The sequence below is a fragment of the Catellatospora vulcania genome (assembly GCF_009720385.1).
GTDB classification, from domain to species: domain Bacteria; phylum Actinomycetota; class Actinomycetes; order Mycobacteriales; family Micromonosporaceae; genus Catellatospora; species Catellatospora vulcania.
Genome location: NZ_ML769306.1, coordinates 1 through 13,130 on the forward strand (window position 1 = coordinate 1; position 13,130 = coordinate 13,130).

The window sequence follows — 13,130 nt, forward strand, 5'->3', positions numbered from 1 at the left end:
GCCCGACGGGGACACCCCCGCCGGGCACTGACACGAGCCCGGCTGGGGCCTCGGTCAACAACTAACCAAGGTCACCGGTCAAGTAGCTACTGGGACGGATCGGTCAAGCAGGAACTGGGACTAGACAAAAAGCTCAGATCGCCTTCAAGCTCAGGTGCAAGTGCTTGAACTCCGCACTCGCCTCGATTGCGTCGAAGACGTTGCCACCGTAGTTACATTCACGAAACACGCACATGATGAAGAGCCAGTAAGCACTATCGGCCAAGAAGTGGTGCGTGGCCCCAGTGGTCTGTACGGCATTGCGCAAGTGGTGCGCATGATCGTTGCGGCCCCTTGTAACTTTTCGAACCCACTCGTCCACATCCTCAACGAGGTGCGCAAATGGATCACCGGCAGTCGTAGCAAGGTCCTGCAGTCGTTCGGCGAATGTAGGTTTTCCTCCATTAGCGCCGCGTCGACGCGGGTACAAGTGACGATGCAGACCTTCTAGTGCGGCAGCTCGGTTGAAGAATCGGTCGTCTGCGTACATAGTTTTGTTGTAACGCGTTGCCATCACCCGCGATACCAAATCCCTGAACGGGGCGATCTTGCGGAGCCAGACTGCGACACCGTCCAGTCCCCCGATATCCTCAAATGGAACGAGTACCCTCAGTGGTTTGTCCGATTCCTCTCGGGCAATCCACTCGACATGCAGGTGCAAGTACTCACGAATCCCCGATGCGTTTTGAGCACTCTTGTTCCTTACAAACTCCGGGTTGGAGACGCGGAACGAATCGAACTCTGCTATCCGATTAGTCGCCATACTTACCAGATCCTGAATTGAGGCAGCATAGGCAGTAATAGTTGCAAGCTCTTGCGGAGAGTCCAGCTCAAGATGCATGAACCCCCTTTGAGACAGGGTGCGCGCGTACTTGCCCCCCTCAATTCGAGGGGAATGCCGAAGACTCATGCGCACTCCGGACTCGATCTCGACTGAAACGTCCGGCAGAACTTCAACCGACGTAGTCCATCCTGCAGTCTTATTATCAGGGGACCGAATCTCTACCTCATTTAGGTTATGTCGCCCGGACCAAGCCAGCAAATGACGCATCTCAACTAACAACTGGTCTAGTAGGATCTCCTCTTCTTCTTCAAAGCGGAAGGCACCTTCGAACATCATGCCGAAGCGATAAGTTTCCTCGTTGAGCCCGGAACCCACCCTCCGGCTGGTTCGATAGCAGTTTTCTAGAGTCAGTCCGTTATCGCCCTCCCCTACAATCCTGGGGACCACCTCACCTGCCCCGAAGCTAATTCCACCAGGTGCGTCGAGATGGCCTATGAGGTGAAGAGTCCCGCCCGATCCCGAGGTGAAATCAATCCATCCCGGCACCCGCCGTTCCGGTAAACCGGGGTGCCAAAAATAGCCTTTTGTACTTAGGTCTTTCACGCGGACACCCTTCACAAACCCAGATCTGCAGAGTCAAGCACGTAGATATGATCGCGGATATCCATCGTTCGATGACCGCATCCTGGTCAAGCCGATTGGCGGTAGGAGTCAATCAGTTCGGCAGCCAAACGAGTCGAGGACATTATGGGCACAAACACGTCTCTGACTTTCGAATAGCGATCGAGCATTCGCAATAGATCGGCCTCGTCCCAGATTAGCCACCCCTTGAACAGGCCGTTGGAAATACGTCGCACGAATTCTTCAATCTCATCTCTTCCGCCGAGACCAAACGCAGCCGGGATCGAAGTATTGGTAGCTAGGATGAGGTATTCTGGGACCTCCAGTCCCCCATCACCGCCGGTCTCGCTTGACCACCTTTTTACTTCATGCCATATCTTTTGCCGTAGCATATCGCGTCCTACAGGCGCGTTGGCGCTGTGGTTAAACCATGCCTGCATTGCCACATAACCGCTCCAAGGGTTATTGGTGCTCGGGAACGAGGTGAGTCGACCCCTAAAAGCGGCATCCTCTCGATGGCGCGGATTGCAACCACCACGGATTTCCGTGCCAGGACCAAGAACTTCGGCAGTCAGTGCCTGGCAAAGCATCTCGAAGGTGGAAGGCTCAAGACTATTCAAGTCGTAGTGCTGAACGATCTTAGTTATTTGGCGATCAGTCAACTGAGAGGTGGAAACAGAAATCTGGTGATGCTTCCACTCCAAAAGCTCGTCGACTGCGTATATTGAGGTATGATCGTCGACTGGCTTGTGATGCACTCCACAGAGAAGAATGAGATTCTCCTCCTGGTCAACGAGTTCTTCCGGATATTTAGGATCATAGCGAGGGCCAGCAGGAGATCCCGATCGAATGTGCGCTATCTGAGCGCTTACGGTTAGCGCGCCTCGATCCTCAAAGATCAGCGCGTTTGAGCAATCGGGATATCCACACCGGTTCGCTCTGCCGAAGAGCAATTTGACCGTCTTTTCGGCGTAGCTTCGACCCATATAACTGTGTCCTCGCTAAGTTCTTCTTTAATGGCGTCATTGTAGAAGTGGCAGGTACTCGACCCGCTTACGATGCTAGTCAGCCGATAGTCGGCGTGTCGCAATGACGACGGCCGGGGCAGCATCTTGTGTAACCATCGGGACATCCAGAGTGCTAGATCACCATTGCACGCGCAATCCTCCACCTGTAGATCATCTGTTCAGCAACTAGGCGCGCCGATCAGTCAAGCACAAAGTGAGCTAGGCAAACACCTGTCGTGCCCGCCCTGCTTGTAGTGCAGAATGATGTCCGACGAGTACGCCTGACCTTGGACGCTGAGTGGTGGACGACCTCCGAGGTGGCTGCGTCCTTGGCGTTCAGGTGGCCACGGTCATTAACTACCGGAAGCGGGAGCAGATGCCACCGCCAGAACGGACATCGGGCGTACTCACGTCTGCCGGCCTCAGCAGATCATCGAGTGGCACAGCAAGCGACCCCGACCGGGTGTCGGTGGCCGGCCAATGGCAGCAGGTGACTCCGGCCCTACCCCTGCCGAAGGGAGTTGATCTCGTCGAGGAATGACGTCGTCTCCGGCGCGCCGCCGTACTGCGTCCGAAGGAGGTCCGTCAGCTCCGACGACACCATGAGCAGCGATGGCAACGACTTCCGATCACCGTTCAGAGCACGTCGCCTGTAGGTGATCGCCCCGTCGAGGTCACCGGCCCGGCCTGCCAGCACGCCGAGAGTGATCCTCGCCTCTGCGATTCTCATCGGCTTCCGCTCCGTGCCGTCAGGGTCCGTGGATGAACGGATCACCTCGCGGGCGTAGATTCCCGCTCGCTGATCTTCGCCCACGATGCGGTAGCCATCCATCGCATAGAAGTCGAACTTCGCCGGGTCCACGACGAAGTGGTTATCCAGGTCATCCGGGTACGGCAGGCCTTCCAGCAGTACCCGCCCTTGCTCCAGGGCCAGCTCCACTTGCCGCCGGTCGCCGATTCGAGCCCAAGCCTTCGCACGTTGTGCTGCAAACTGGACAGCCACACTTTGACCTGCTGCGGCAGCCTCCCCGACTCAGCCGCGGCAATGCAGCAAAAAGAGGGCATATCCTTCGATGGGATATGCCCTCTGAGCTGGTCGGGCTGGCCGGATTCGAACCGACGACCCCTTGACCCCCAGTTGTTGTGAGGGTCAGCGGTGTACTAGGCAACGTTTGCCGAGGTCGCCAGAAGTATAAAGTGCCCCAGTCAAGAGGTCTGTGATTGCACCACTTCTGCACTGCGTTTGCCCATCATAACCGCATGCCCGACCGCGACTCCAAGCCGAAGCCCGCCCAAATCGGAATTCATCCGACAGGACTACCGGACCGGCCACGGGCCCGCCGCGCCTGCTGCGGGATGGTCGGCACCGACGGGCCGACCGCGCCCGTGAACGGCAGCTGACCCGTGACAAGTGCCGCGGCGTGGTCGGCGGCCTGGCGTCGGCGGACCGCGTTGACGCGGGTGTAGTAGCGCATGAGCGTCGCCGGGTCGTGGCCCAGACGTTCGGCGACCTCGTGCACGCCATAGCCGGAGTCGAGCAGGCTAGACACCAGCATGTGCCGGATCTGGTGCGGCCCGATCTGCCGCACACCCGCGGCCGCCGACAGCTTGTTGAACCGGTCGGTGATGTTGTCCGGCCGCAACGGCATGTTCGTCCGACCCGTGAACATGTAGGCGCTGCCGCCCACCCGCCGCAGCCGGCCGAGCATCGCCGCAGTCTCCCTGTCGAGCATGACCGAACGGATACTGTTCGGCGACTTGGGCCGCTTCTCCCGCACCGCACTATCGTCGCCTTCGACCACCCGCTGACGGACAACCCGGATCGTCCCGGTCATCGGATCGAAGTCGTCCCACTTGAGGCCGGCGAGCTCACCGCGACGCAGGCCCGTCACGACCAGCAGCCGCCACAACGCGTACAGCCGGTCCTCACGGACGTAGGCCAGGAAGGTGTTCGCTTCCTCGAGGGTCCATACCGGGCGCAGCCGGTCGGTCAGCCGCGGTTTGCGGGCGCCGAGCTTGATGCCGCCCTCCTCGAGCAGCGCCTTGGCGAACACCCGGCCCATGGTCCGCACCGTCGTGCGCGAGTAGCCCTCGCGCTCCAGGTCGCGGTACATGCGCTCCACCATCTGGCGCGACAGCCGGGTCACCCGCGTGTCGCCTACGTGCCGGCACGCCAGCCCCAGCGCGTAGCTGTAGTTGTAGAAGGTGTTCGGCTCCAATTGCTGGACACGCGCCCGCAACCAGCTGTCGCACAACGCCCGCACCGTACCCGTCAGCCGAGCCTGTATCCGGCCAGCATCCCGCTGAGCACGCAGCCGCTTGTACACCTCCGCCGCCGACTCGTAGTCCGGGAAACCGGCTCGATTCGCCTGGACCCGCTTGTCGTCCCGGCTGCGGCCCATCTCCAGCCGGAAGCTGAACAGACCCGTGTCCGGGTCCTCCTTGATCGCCTCAATCCGCGGCTCTCCACCATCCGGCCGCGCCCCCACCATCGGCCGGCACTTCCTCATCCACAGAATCTCCCGGTCCGATCACAGCTCAAACGCCAGCAGCCTCTCCAACGCAGACCTGGCTGCACGGCTATGGACGGCCGCCCGACACCACTCGACGGCGGTACCATCCGACACTTACGGATGACCCAAGGTCGGTCGGCCGACGATGAACTGGACCAGTCTGCGAACAGCGGGCGTGACACACAGACGACGGTCCTCACGCTCGATGCTGCGGGCAGCACACCTTCGGCCAAGATGACGTCGCGCGATGTGATGGAGCAGGATATCGGCGGATAGCGACCTCGCGACCCTAAACGCTGCGGCATCGTCGACGGCTCGCTCCCCGAACGAACTCATCCTCATGTCGTTACCAGTCGATGCTGTACCGAGGTCGTAGTATCGGCGGGTCCGTCAGAGGTCGGAGAGCCGTGTACCTTCCTGCACGATCAAGCATGCCGGATTCGTTTCTGAGGCTGCTGCAGTTGCTTGAGCAGCCCGAACGGAACAAGTCCATGCAGCCGCTGACCTTGGCAACAGCGCTGACCGAGATGAGCGGCTGGGTAAACGACGGCCGCGGCTACGAGCATCACAACCATGCCTCAGCGTGGGACGGCTGTTTCGCAGCCCTCCAGTCGGCCTACAGCAATTCGGGGCAGCGGTTGGCGACGTGCTGTTCACAGGCGTACCAGGCGATGCATAAGAGCTTTCCTCCCGACGAGGCCAGCAGGAGTGACTTACGCAAGCGCACGGCTTTCGCATCCGCCCTTAAGACACTGCGTGAGCTGCTTCAGACCGGCGATGCCCGCGCTGCGGCGTTCCAGGACCTGGCCGCCGCAGCAAACAGGGCCAGCTCGGCCCGCGCGATGTTCCATACCCGCGACACGTTCCTTGACCTGTTGGATCTGGCCCACTGGTCGCGGCGGGAAACCGCCGCCCGGCTGGCAGGAATTCTCGGTGACCACTCCTGGCATGTGAACCTGGCCTTAGAACTCTCGCAGCGCGAGCCACTCAGGACCGTTGACGAGCCGGGGTCGCGCACAGCGGGTCTCACGCCGCCCGAATCTCTTCAGCTTGTCGCGGACTTTCTGAGAAGTGAGCAACCAACAGGGATTAACCTGGTCTGGCTCGCCTACGACCACGCCGTAGTTCGAGGCGGCTGGGCTCCGATTCCTGAGGTACAGCTGTTCCCGGCCGACTGGCTGGTTCCCAACCTCGACACGGCTGCGGTTCACCATGCGGCAGTCCCGGCCGAAATGCGTCTGAGTGACAGCCGCAGCTTCCTCAGCGAGGAGTTGCCCACCGGCCAAGGCGTCATCTACGTGCGGCTTGACCTCGGCCGTGGGCCAGCGGCCACCGCCGTCCAGCGAGCCGAACAGGCAATGGACGGAATCATCGGTCTGGCCAGGCCCGAGGGCTTCTTCGGATGGCGGCAGCTGAAGGGATACTTACACTTCTTCGACGGCCACCTGGTCTCCAGGGGCGAGTTCCTCCAAGCAATCGACGTGGCTGAGATCTCTTGGCGGCATGAGGAGAACGGCGATGCCATCATCGACCAGATCGCGCAACATGGCGGCAGCATTCTGCGCAAGGGGCTGCCGCCTGGAGGGCTGGACGCTGTCCAGTGGCTCCGCGCATGTCACGACGTCCAGGGAACGCCCAGCCTACTCATGGCGGGTCGAGTGGTGGAGTTCGTAGCCAGCAGGGCGAGTATGACGTGGGACAAGCACCTCGTGGCACATTTCGCAGACCGATGGATCCTGGAACAAGTTGTATTAACCACCTTTGGGTGGGTAAGACAGGCGCTGTCTGATCTCGGGCATTTGGGCGAAACCGACCCTGGTCGTGCAGCGTTCCTCCGTCTCGACAACCGTCGTCCCGGCACTGCGCTACACGAACTGAACTTGGCCGCCAGCATCATGTCGACCGGCCGCGGCTCTGTACTCGCCTTTCTCCTCGGAGAATGGATAAGACAACTCGCCTCCGCCGCGGCATTCACAGCGTCGGTCAAGAACCTGCGCAACGACTACACCGCGCACGTCAACGTCTTCATCCGCTACCGTAATGCGATCGCACACGGCGGGCCCCTGCCCGATCTCCACACACTGCACCTCAGGCGGTTCTGCCTGTCGATGGCAGAACGTTCGTACCGGGAGTTCCTCCAAGCTCACGAGTCAGACCAAGATTTGACCGCTCGGCTACGCACGCGTGCCGACCGAGCCGCAACCATCCTGGCGGCCGTGTGCTCAGCCGCCGCTCCGCTTGAGGAACTCACAAGGCTTCTCCTATGCGACGGCCGTTGGGAGTCGTGATGGCCTCTGCATCACAGGTGTCGCGAGGTGTCTGGTGGCTGCCCGGTAACCGCGGCTACGACTTCATCGGGACGTTGGCAGCCGGAGACGACGGCGAGTGCACCTTGGAGTCTGACTCGGTGGTTGCCGAGGGCTGGTTCGGCAGCGGTCTGACAGTCGATGAAAATGGTCTGGCCAGGATCGCCGCGATCCATGGGATGGTCGACGACGAGCGCATCACGATACTTGACTGCGTTACGTTCGCCTACGTCCCAGGCCTGTCGAAGGTGTCCATCAGCGGCCACGGAGTGGTGGAGCGGACTTGGGTGGCCGGCATCGATGACAAGGTGTTCGATGAGCTGCTGCTCGACATCGACAACCTCGGGCACTTCACCGACAGTCGTACGCAGCTGACGCTTGGAGATTATCCCGATCCGGTCGGGCCGCGTCGGCCCGTGTTGTTCTACGAGCCGGTCGAGGCCGTGGTGGGCGACTTTCGGGTGTCGCTGCAGTGGCGGCGTGGCGCAGGGGTCGAACACGGCACCGGTTCGAAACGGGTGTACTTCGAGGAGTTCGTCAACCTTCGGATCCGAACAGACAAACCTACTCGGGCAGCTGTTCATGCCAGGACAGTATGTCGATATCCGAGCGTTGCACCTGGTCACGGCAATCGAGCAGACGTACCGAGCATTGAACTTTCCCGAGCATGAGATGTCCGATGGCGCCCACCGGCGGCTGCGGCGAATCATCCGGGACGCGGTGAACGCCGTTCCTGAGTTTTCTGGGCACGCCGAGCGGGCCGCAGAACAGGTCGGGCGCAGTGTCGCGCTCGACAAGCGGATACGGGCGGTGCTGAGTCATCTCGGTTCGACGGTGCAGGACATCTTCGGCAGCGACGAAGCCGTAGAACGGTGGGTGGCCGCGGCCAGGCGCAGTCGCAACGAGCTCGCTCACCAGAGCCACAGCCGGTACGACTCGCCTGCGTTGGGTGCCGTGGCTCGCGGCGCGCATGCAGTGCTGTGTGCGGTGCTGCTCGCTGAGCTTGGCATCGACAGCACTGGCCGACGACGGGTGGTCCGGCAGCGGCACCACGATGTCATCGTGTACGTCCATGAGCATTTGCCTGCGACGGGGGTTCCGCAGCCACGTGCGACGACCGAAGATGAGGACCCTTCTGTTCGGCCGGTGTAGAACACCGTACTGAACCCTTCTCGCCTTGCGGGCATCGCCAGCACGATGATCTGCTACAAGGACCTCACCAAATGAGGTGGGACCTGAACGTCGTGACCCGACTTGCCCAGAACCGAATTGCCTTGCCTCCGATGCCATGCTTGTAGCGTGAGCGCACCGCTACCACTGAGTGCCAATCTTGCCGCTCGTCGCCTACGATCTTTGCGGGCCGAGGCCGCTGACGACACGCGACCCCACATAGAGCAGCAGCACATCGTCTCCAAGGTCATTCTGAAGCAATTCGCTGGCCCCAACCGACTGCTTCACGCGGTGAGCGTTCGCCACCGAGACGCAGCTGTCGTGGCCCGGGGACCCGCCGGCATGGGAAAGATCACGAACTTCGTCTCGCAGGCGTCGGGCTCCGCCGAGAGACTATGGAGCGAGGTCGAAACCAGGATTCCGCAAGCGATCAAGCTCTGCGAAAGCGACATGCTGCACGCCTACTCCGGCGACATCGGTGTTGTACGAGACACGGTCGCCCTGCACTACATCAGGAACAGGGCACTGCTCAAGATCCACCGCGACAGCTACGCCCTTGCGAGGCAGGCACGACGCGCCAACGCCCACCAGCTTCCCGGATACGCGCAGGACTTCGAACGCAGGTTTGGACGGCCTCCAGTAAGTGCCGAGGACCACGCTTTCTTTTTCGAAATGGTGCTTGGACGGCAGTTCGATGAAGACTTCCAAAGCGGCCTGCTTTTCCGCCACAGCGTGGAAAGGCAGTTCCTGCGCAGCAAGGAATGGCTCGCCCGACACCAGGTGCAGATCCTGCACCCTGCGTCCGGATCTTTTCTTGTCGGCGACGCTCCGGTGATCACAATTTCGAAAGATGGCCGAATGGGTCCCTCGGAGGGTGTCGCGCTGGACGGGGCGTCTCAGGTCATCATGCCGCTCTCACCGAAAATCGTGATCGCGTTCGGGCCTCAGGCCGTCGGACAGGTCCCGCTAGAGACGGTCGAAGAACTCAACAGGTATCAGGTACGCGCCGCTAACGAGTTCGTGTACGTGACGCCCGGCAGTGGCCTCGAGGATTTCGTACGCCTGACTCGCTTCACACCCACCGTGACACGTAGATCTTGAACTACTCCCGCCCCACCTGGAACTGGCACGGGCCGAACGCAAGACCGGCACGTTTGCCGAGCTCGGCGGGACGAGGGCTTGCCGTCAGGCGGCCCTCGGTCCGCAAGGTCATACCTGGCTGGCACGCTACTCGGCATGAGTCGTCTACTGAGCGAGTCAACGATTGATGCCATCGCAATTCTCGGAACGAAGGTGAAGTACCAAGATGACGTTGTTCCGGCGCTGCGAGCTGCAGGCCTGCCCGCTGCCAGGCGTCAGTCGTCAGCCGGCTACATTCCGGGAACGCAGTCACACATCCACGCCAGCCTTTCTCAGTTGGACCTCACCGACCCGGACGTGGTGTCGCAAGTTCTGAGGTTCACCGCACGCATCGCCGAGATTTACGCCGCGACGCCCGAGGCCGATCGGAGTCGATTGGTTCGGCTGCGCAACGCCTTGTCCGACGACGGGTACAGCGTAGAGCCAACCGGCGACCCAGTCGCGATGATCACCGGTTTGTGGGCGAAAGCCTCGGCACTGACCGACACCGCCGCAGTCCGCGCTGAGCTGTTACGGCTGGAGCGGGCACTACCGACTGATCCAGCAGTGGCGATCGGGCGGGCCAAGAACCTGGTCGAGGCGACCGCTAAGGCAGTGCTGCGCAGATATGGACAACCGGTGACCGATAGCGAGAACATGCCGGCCCTCGTGCATCGGGCCAGCATGGCGCTGGGCGTCGTGCCCAACCAGGTGCCAGCAGGCCCGCACCGTGAGGAGATCGTGCGGCTACTGGGACAAGTCAAGGCGATCACCCAAAGCCTGGCCGAGTTGCGCAACGACGTCGGCGACGGACACGGCGCGTCGCAGGTGCCGACGGACATCACGCCCGCCCACGGGCGCCTCGCGGCGCGTGCCGCGCTGACGTGGTCCGCCTTCGCCCTCGACTTGACCGCGGTATAAACGTGTAGGCCCGTTCGATATTCAGCGCGGTGCCGGAGAGGCGGCTTGTAGCCTTGCTGAATGCGTCCACGGCCACCGGCTTCGATGTCGATCTCCCTGCCCGACGGCAGGGTCCTGGACATGAGTGTGGACAAGCCCACCTCCAGCACACAGGCAACCGTGACGGTGCTTGATGTGCTGGAACCACGGATGTTCGATCGGTGTCCCATCTGCGGTGACCCGGCGACATCAGATGAGCACGTGCCCGCGCAGAGCCTGCACGGGCACGTAATGACCCGGACCTGCGAACCGTGCAATAACGGGCTCGGCAGCCGCGTCGAACCGGCGCTGCTCGACTGGTACGACAACGCCATCAGCCTCTCGAAACTCAGCGGCGGCAGCGTGCCCGGCCAACGCCATGCAGGCAGGCTACTGCTGCGCTACCTCCCCGACGGCGAGTACGTGCTGCTGCAGGACGGCCCATACGATCCTGCAATCGCCGAGATCCTGCGCAGTGGTGAAGTCGACCTCAAGGGAGCGCTCCCCAACGATGACCACGTCCGGTTGGCCCTGCTGAAAAACGCCTACCTTGCCGCCTGCCTGACGTTCGGAATCTGGGAGGGCGAGTACGCCGACGAGATCCGCGCCGACCTGAAGGCCGCTCGCGATGCCGGAAGCCGACAGGAGATTCCACGGAGCAGGTTGGCCCGTGGACTGACCTTCTTTCGGCTATGCGGACCACCGCCCGTCAATGCGCCCGCCGTCGCGGTCGCTCGAGCCGACGATCCGGCCGGGCCAATCCCCGGAGTTGTGCTGGCTGGGCGCATCTTCGTGTCTTGGACGTCCGACCTCGGGGCTACGGCTTCCGCTGCTGCAGATGACCGCCTTGCCACACCGCTGGTCGTAGGCCCGGCAGTCACGGGACCGTTACTTCGGTGGACGCCACCTGAGGCCTCACGCCTGACCGCCTCAGACAGTAAGGCGGCCGACGGTGCCGATTCCGGTCGACCAAGCTGTCCACCTCGGGCATCGGCGATGGGGCGTCGTCGTCCTCGCCACAAGTATTCCGTAAGTGCGACGCACGGATCGTCGCTGACCTCGCCGGTTGGGCTCGTTACCTCAGACGGTCCGCTATATCGCAACGCGGCCCAGAGACAAGTTGGCACCGACGACAGGCGCCGCTCACGATCAGTAGCGCCTTGGTGACGCACATGAGACCATCGATGGACTGCCCACGGCGTCCCCTGGAGGCTTCATGTCCCAGAGCCTGTTCAGCGCCTTCCACAGTCCCGCGCCCGATCCGAAGCCGCCTGGCGACCGGCCCGTCAAGATGCAGGTGCTCGTCACCGTGAAGGCCGCGCCCAACCCCTCAGAGACCTACGGCGAGACGGTCTGCGTGGCGGGCGTACGGGCCGACATGACCCATCCGGGCTTCGTCCGCCTCTACCCGATTAATTTCCGGGACCTGGACTCCGACGACAAGTTCGGCAAGTACCAGATCATCACCCTAGAGGCGACACCCGCCCGCCAGGACCAGCGCCGCGAGAGCTGGCGACCTGTGCTGTCGTCGATCGAACCGGGCGAGTTGCTCAGGCCGTGGAAGCCGCGCCAGGTGTGGCTCGACGACTATGTCGAGACCTCGATGTGCCGGGTCAACGCTGACGCCCGCGAGCGTCATGATGCCAAGTCCCTGGCCCTGATCCGGCCCAAGGAGATCACGGATCTGGTGTTCGAGAAGCATCCGGGCTGGACACCGGACGAGCAACGCAAGATCGACAAGTATGTCGCGCAACCTGAGCTGTACAACCCACGGGAGAAGACCCCGCTGCAGCCGCCGCGGTTCAAGGGCCGCTACCGCTACCGCTGCTTCGAGGCGACCTGCCGCGGACACGAGCAGGGCGTGCTGGACTGGGAGTTCGTGATGCTGCAGCGCCAGCTGGCCGGCCACTCCGACGAGCACACGTACGCGCAGCTGCGACACAAGTTCGTGGGCATGATGTGCGCCCCTGACCGTAACACGGCGTTCTTCGTCGGCAACCAGGCCAAGCGGGTGCGGGTGTTCAGCGTGCTGGGCGTCTACTACCCTCGCCGCTGACCTTCACGCTCGCGGACCTGGGCCAGGACGATGTCGCGGTGGCAGCGTGCCTGGTCTGCTTCGAAGCACAGCACCGCCACCCGCTGCGACGTGGCCGCGTCGGCGAGCGCGTCCAGGGCCTGCTGGGCCGAAGGTCGGCTGATCCAGTCGCTGAACACGCGGCGGGCGTCTGCCAGCGCGTCGGCCTCGCCGGAGAACCCGGCGCGGTTGGGCTTGGGGTTGCCGAGTTCGGGGCGGTGTTCGTAGACGATGCCGGCCGCGGTCAGCGCCGCGGTCAGGGCGGTCTTGCTGAAGCCGGGTTTGCGGGAGATCGGGTTGAGGCGTACGTCGACCAGACGGGTCACGCCGTCGGCGACCAGGGCGTCGACGAATGTGGTGATGGCCTGGCCTTCGTAGCCGACGCCGATCAGTCCGTTGGTCGCGACACTGGCCAAGGTCATCGATACACCCTTTCATGCCTACCGGCGGCCCGGCCATAGGCCTGCAGCTTGGTTCCCCAGACGACATCTGTTTCGGATAGTTTATGGGTTTTCACCCTCCCCTCGCCCGTGTCGTGGCGGTCGGGTGCCCGACCAC

Annotated in this window: 12 protein-coding genes; 7 read left to right on the top strand and 5 right to left on the bottom strand. The window is 62.4% G+C overall.

Annotation, left to right across the window (positions count from 1 at the left end; translation table 11 throughout):
- Window positions 1-133: 133 nt before the first annotated feature.
- The 4 genes from F6W97_RS13370 to F6W97_RS13385 all read right to left on the bottom strand — a co-directional run bounded on the left by F6W97_RS13370 (window position 134) and on the right by F6W97_RS13385 (window position 4,943).
- Window positions 134-1,426 carry an ApeA N-terminal domain 1-containing protein gene (locus tag F6W97_RS13370; protein ID WP_155370618.1) on the bottom strand — a complete coding sequence of 431 codons (1,293 nt, stop codon included), beginning with the start codon at window positions 1,424-1,426 and terminating at the stop codon, window positions 134-136.
- Window positions 1,427-1,512: 86 nt separating this feature from the next.
- On the bottom strand, window positions 1,513-2,430 hold the full coding sequence (locus F6W97_RS13375) for a hypothetical protein (RefSeq protein ID WP_155370619.1): 918 nt from the start codon (window positions 2,428-2,430) through the stop codon (window positions 1,513-1,515).
- 523 nt (window positions 2,431-2,953) lie between these two features.
- Window positions 2,954-3,391 carry a tetratricopeptide repeat protein gene (locus tag F6W97_RS13380; protein WP_230686651.1) on the bottom strand — a complete coding sequence of 146 codons (438 nt, stop codon included), beginning with the start codon at window positions 3,389-3,391 and terminating at the stop codon, window positions 2,954-2,956.
- A 364-nt stretch (window positions 3,392-3,755) separates the two neighbouring features.
- Complete coding sequence (locus F6W97_RS13385) at window positions 3,756-4,943, bottom strand: tyrosine-type recombinase/integrase (RefSeq protein ID WP_155370620.1); 1,188 nt, start codon at window positions 4,941-4,943, stop codon at window positions 3,756-3,758.
- Window positions 4,944-5,395: 452 nt separating this feature from the next.
- Here F6W97_RS13385 and F6W97_RS13390 point away from each other — a divergent pair, with 452 nt between their 5' ends.
- The 7 genes from F6W97_RS13390 to F6W97_RS13420 all read left to right on the top strand — a co-directional run bounded on the left by F6W97_RS13390 (window position 5,396) and on the right by F6W97_RS13420 (window position 12,554).
- Window positions 5,396-7,252: a hypothetical protein gene (locus tag F6W97_RS13390; protein WP_155370622.1), complete on the top strand. Its 1,857-nt coding sequence runs from the start codon at window positions 5,396-5,398 to the stop codon at window positions 7,250-7,252.
- On the top strand, window positions 7,252-7,941 hold the full coding sequence (locus F6W97_RS13395; RefSeq protein WP_155370624.1) for an ApeA N-terminal domain 1-containing protein: 690 nt from the start codon (window positions 7,252-7,254) through the stop codon (window positions 7,939-7,941). The genes F6W97_RS13390 and F6W97_RS13395 overlap by 1 nt, the downstream gene beginning before the upstream one ends.
- Entirely contained in the window at window positions 7,922-8,422 is a 501-nt protein-coding gene (locus F6W97_RS13400; RefSeq protein WP_155370626.1) for a HEPN domain-containing protein, read from the top strand. Before F6W97_RS13395 ends, F6W97_RS13400 begins: the two co-directional genes overlap by 20 nt.
- A gap of 147 nt (window positions 8,423-8,569) precedes the next feature.
- Complete coding sequence (locus F6W97_RS13405) at window positions 8,570-9,541, top strand: DUF4238 domain-containing protein (protein WP_196279120.1); 972 nt, start codon at window positions 8,570-8,572, stop codon at window positions 9,539-9,541.
- A 135-nt stretch (window positions 9,542-9,676) separates the two neighbouring features.
- Window positions 9,677-10,480 carry an abortive infection family protein gene (locus tag F6W97_RS13410; RefSeq protein ID WP_155370630.1) on the top strand — a complete coding sequence of 268 codons (804 nt, stop codon included), beginning with the start codon at window positions 9,677-9,679 and terminating at the stop codon, window positions 10,478-10,480.
- A gap of 120 nt (window positions 10,481-10,600) precedes the next feature.
- Entirely contained in the window at window positions 10,601-11,665 is a 1,065-nt protein-coding gene (locus F6W97_RS13415; protein WP_155370632.1) for a hypothetical protein, read from the top strand.
- 49 nt (window positions 11,666-11,714) lie between these two features.
- The gene (locus F6W97_RS13420) at window positions 11,715-12,554 is read left to right on the top strand and encodes a hypothetical protein (RefSeq protein WP_155370635.1); all 840 of its coding nucleotides are present in this window, start codon (window positions 11,715-11,717) and stop codon (window positions 12,552-12,554) included.
- On the opposite strand, the gene F6W97_RS13425 is transcribed toward F6W97_RS13420, so the two are convergent.
- A complete protein-coding gene (locus F6W97_RS13425) occupies window positions 12,539-12,994 on the bottom strand; it encodes a DUF488 domain-containing protein (protein ID WP_155370637.1) in 456 nt (151 codons plus the stop codon). The genes F6W97_RS13420 and F6W97_RS13425 overlap by 16 nt on opposite strands.
- Between the last annotated feature and the right edge of the window lie 136 nt (window positions 12,995-13,130).

What these genes read in the sequence shown, in the direction of transcription:
- F6W97_RS13375 (WP_155370619.1), bottom strand. Translation starts at nt 2,430, where the DNA reads ATGGGTCGAAGCTACGCCGAAAAGACGGTCAAATTGCTCTTCGGCAGA.
- F6W97_RS13385 (WP_155370620.1), bottom strand. Translation starts at nt 4,943, where the DNA reads ATGGTGGGGGCGCGGCCGGATGGTGGAGAGCCGCGGATTGAGGCGATC.
- F6W97_RS13390 (WP_155370622.1), top strand. Translation starts at nt 5,396, where the DNA reads ATGCCGGATTCGTTTCTGAGGCTGCTGCAGTTGCTTGAGCAGCCCGAA.
- F6W97_RS13395 (WP_155370624.1), top strand. Translation starts at nt 7,252, where the DNA reads ATGGCCTCTGCATCACAGGTGTCGCGAGGTGTCTGGTGGCTGCCCGGT.
- F6W97_RS13410 (WP_155370630.1), top strand. Translation starts at nt 9,677, where the DNA reads ATGAGTCGTCTACTGAGCGAGTCAACGATTGATGCCATCGCAATTCTC.
- F6W97_RS13415 (WP_155370632.1), top strand. Translation starts at nt 10,601, where the DNA reads ATGAGTGTGGACAAGCCCACCTCCAGCACACAGGCAACCGTGACGGTG.
- F6W97_RS13420 (WP_155370635.1), top strand. Translation starts at nt 11,715, where the DNA reads ATGTCCCAGAGCCTGTTCAGCGCCTTCCACAGTCCCGCGCCCGATCCG.
- F6W97_RS13425 (WP_155370637.1), bottom strand. Translation starts at nt 12,994, where the DNA reads ATGACCTTGGCCAGTGTCGCGACCAACGGACTGATCGGCGTCGGCTAC.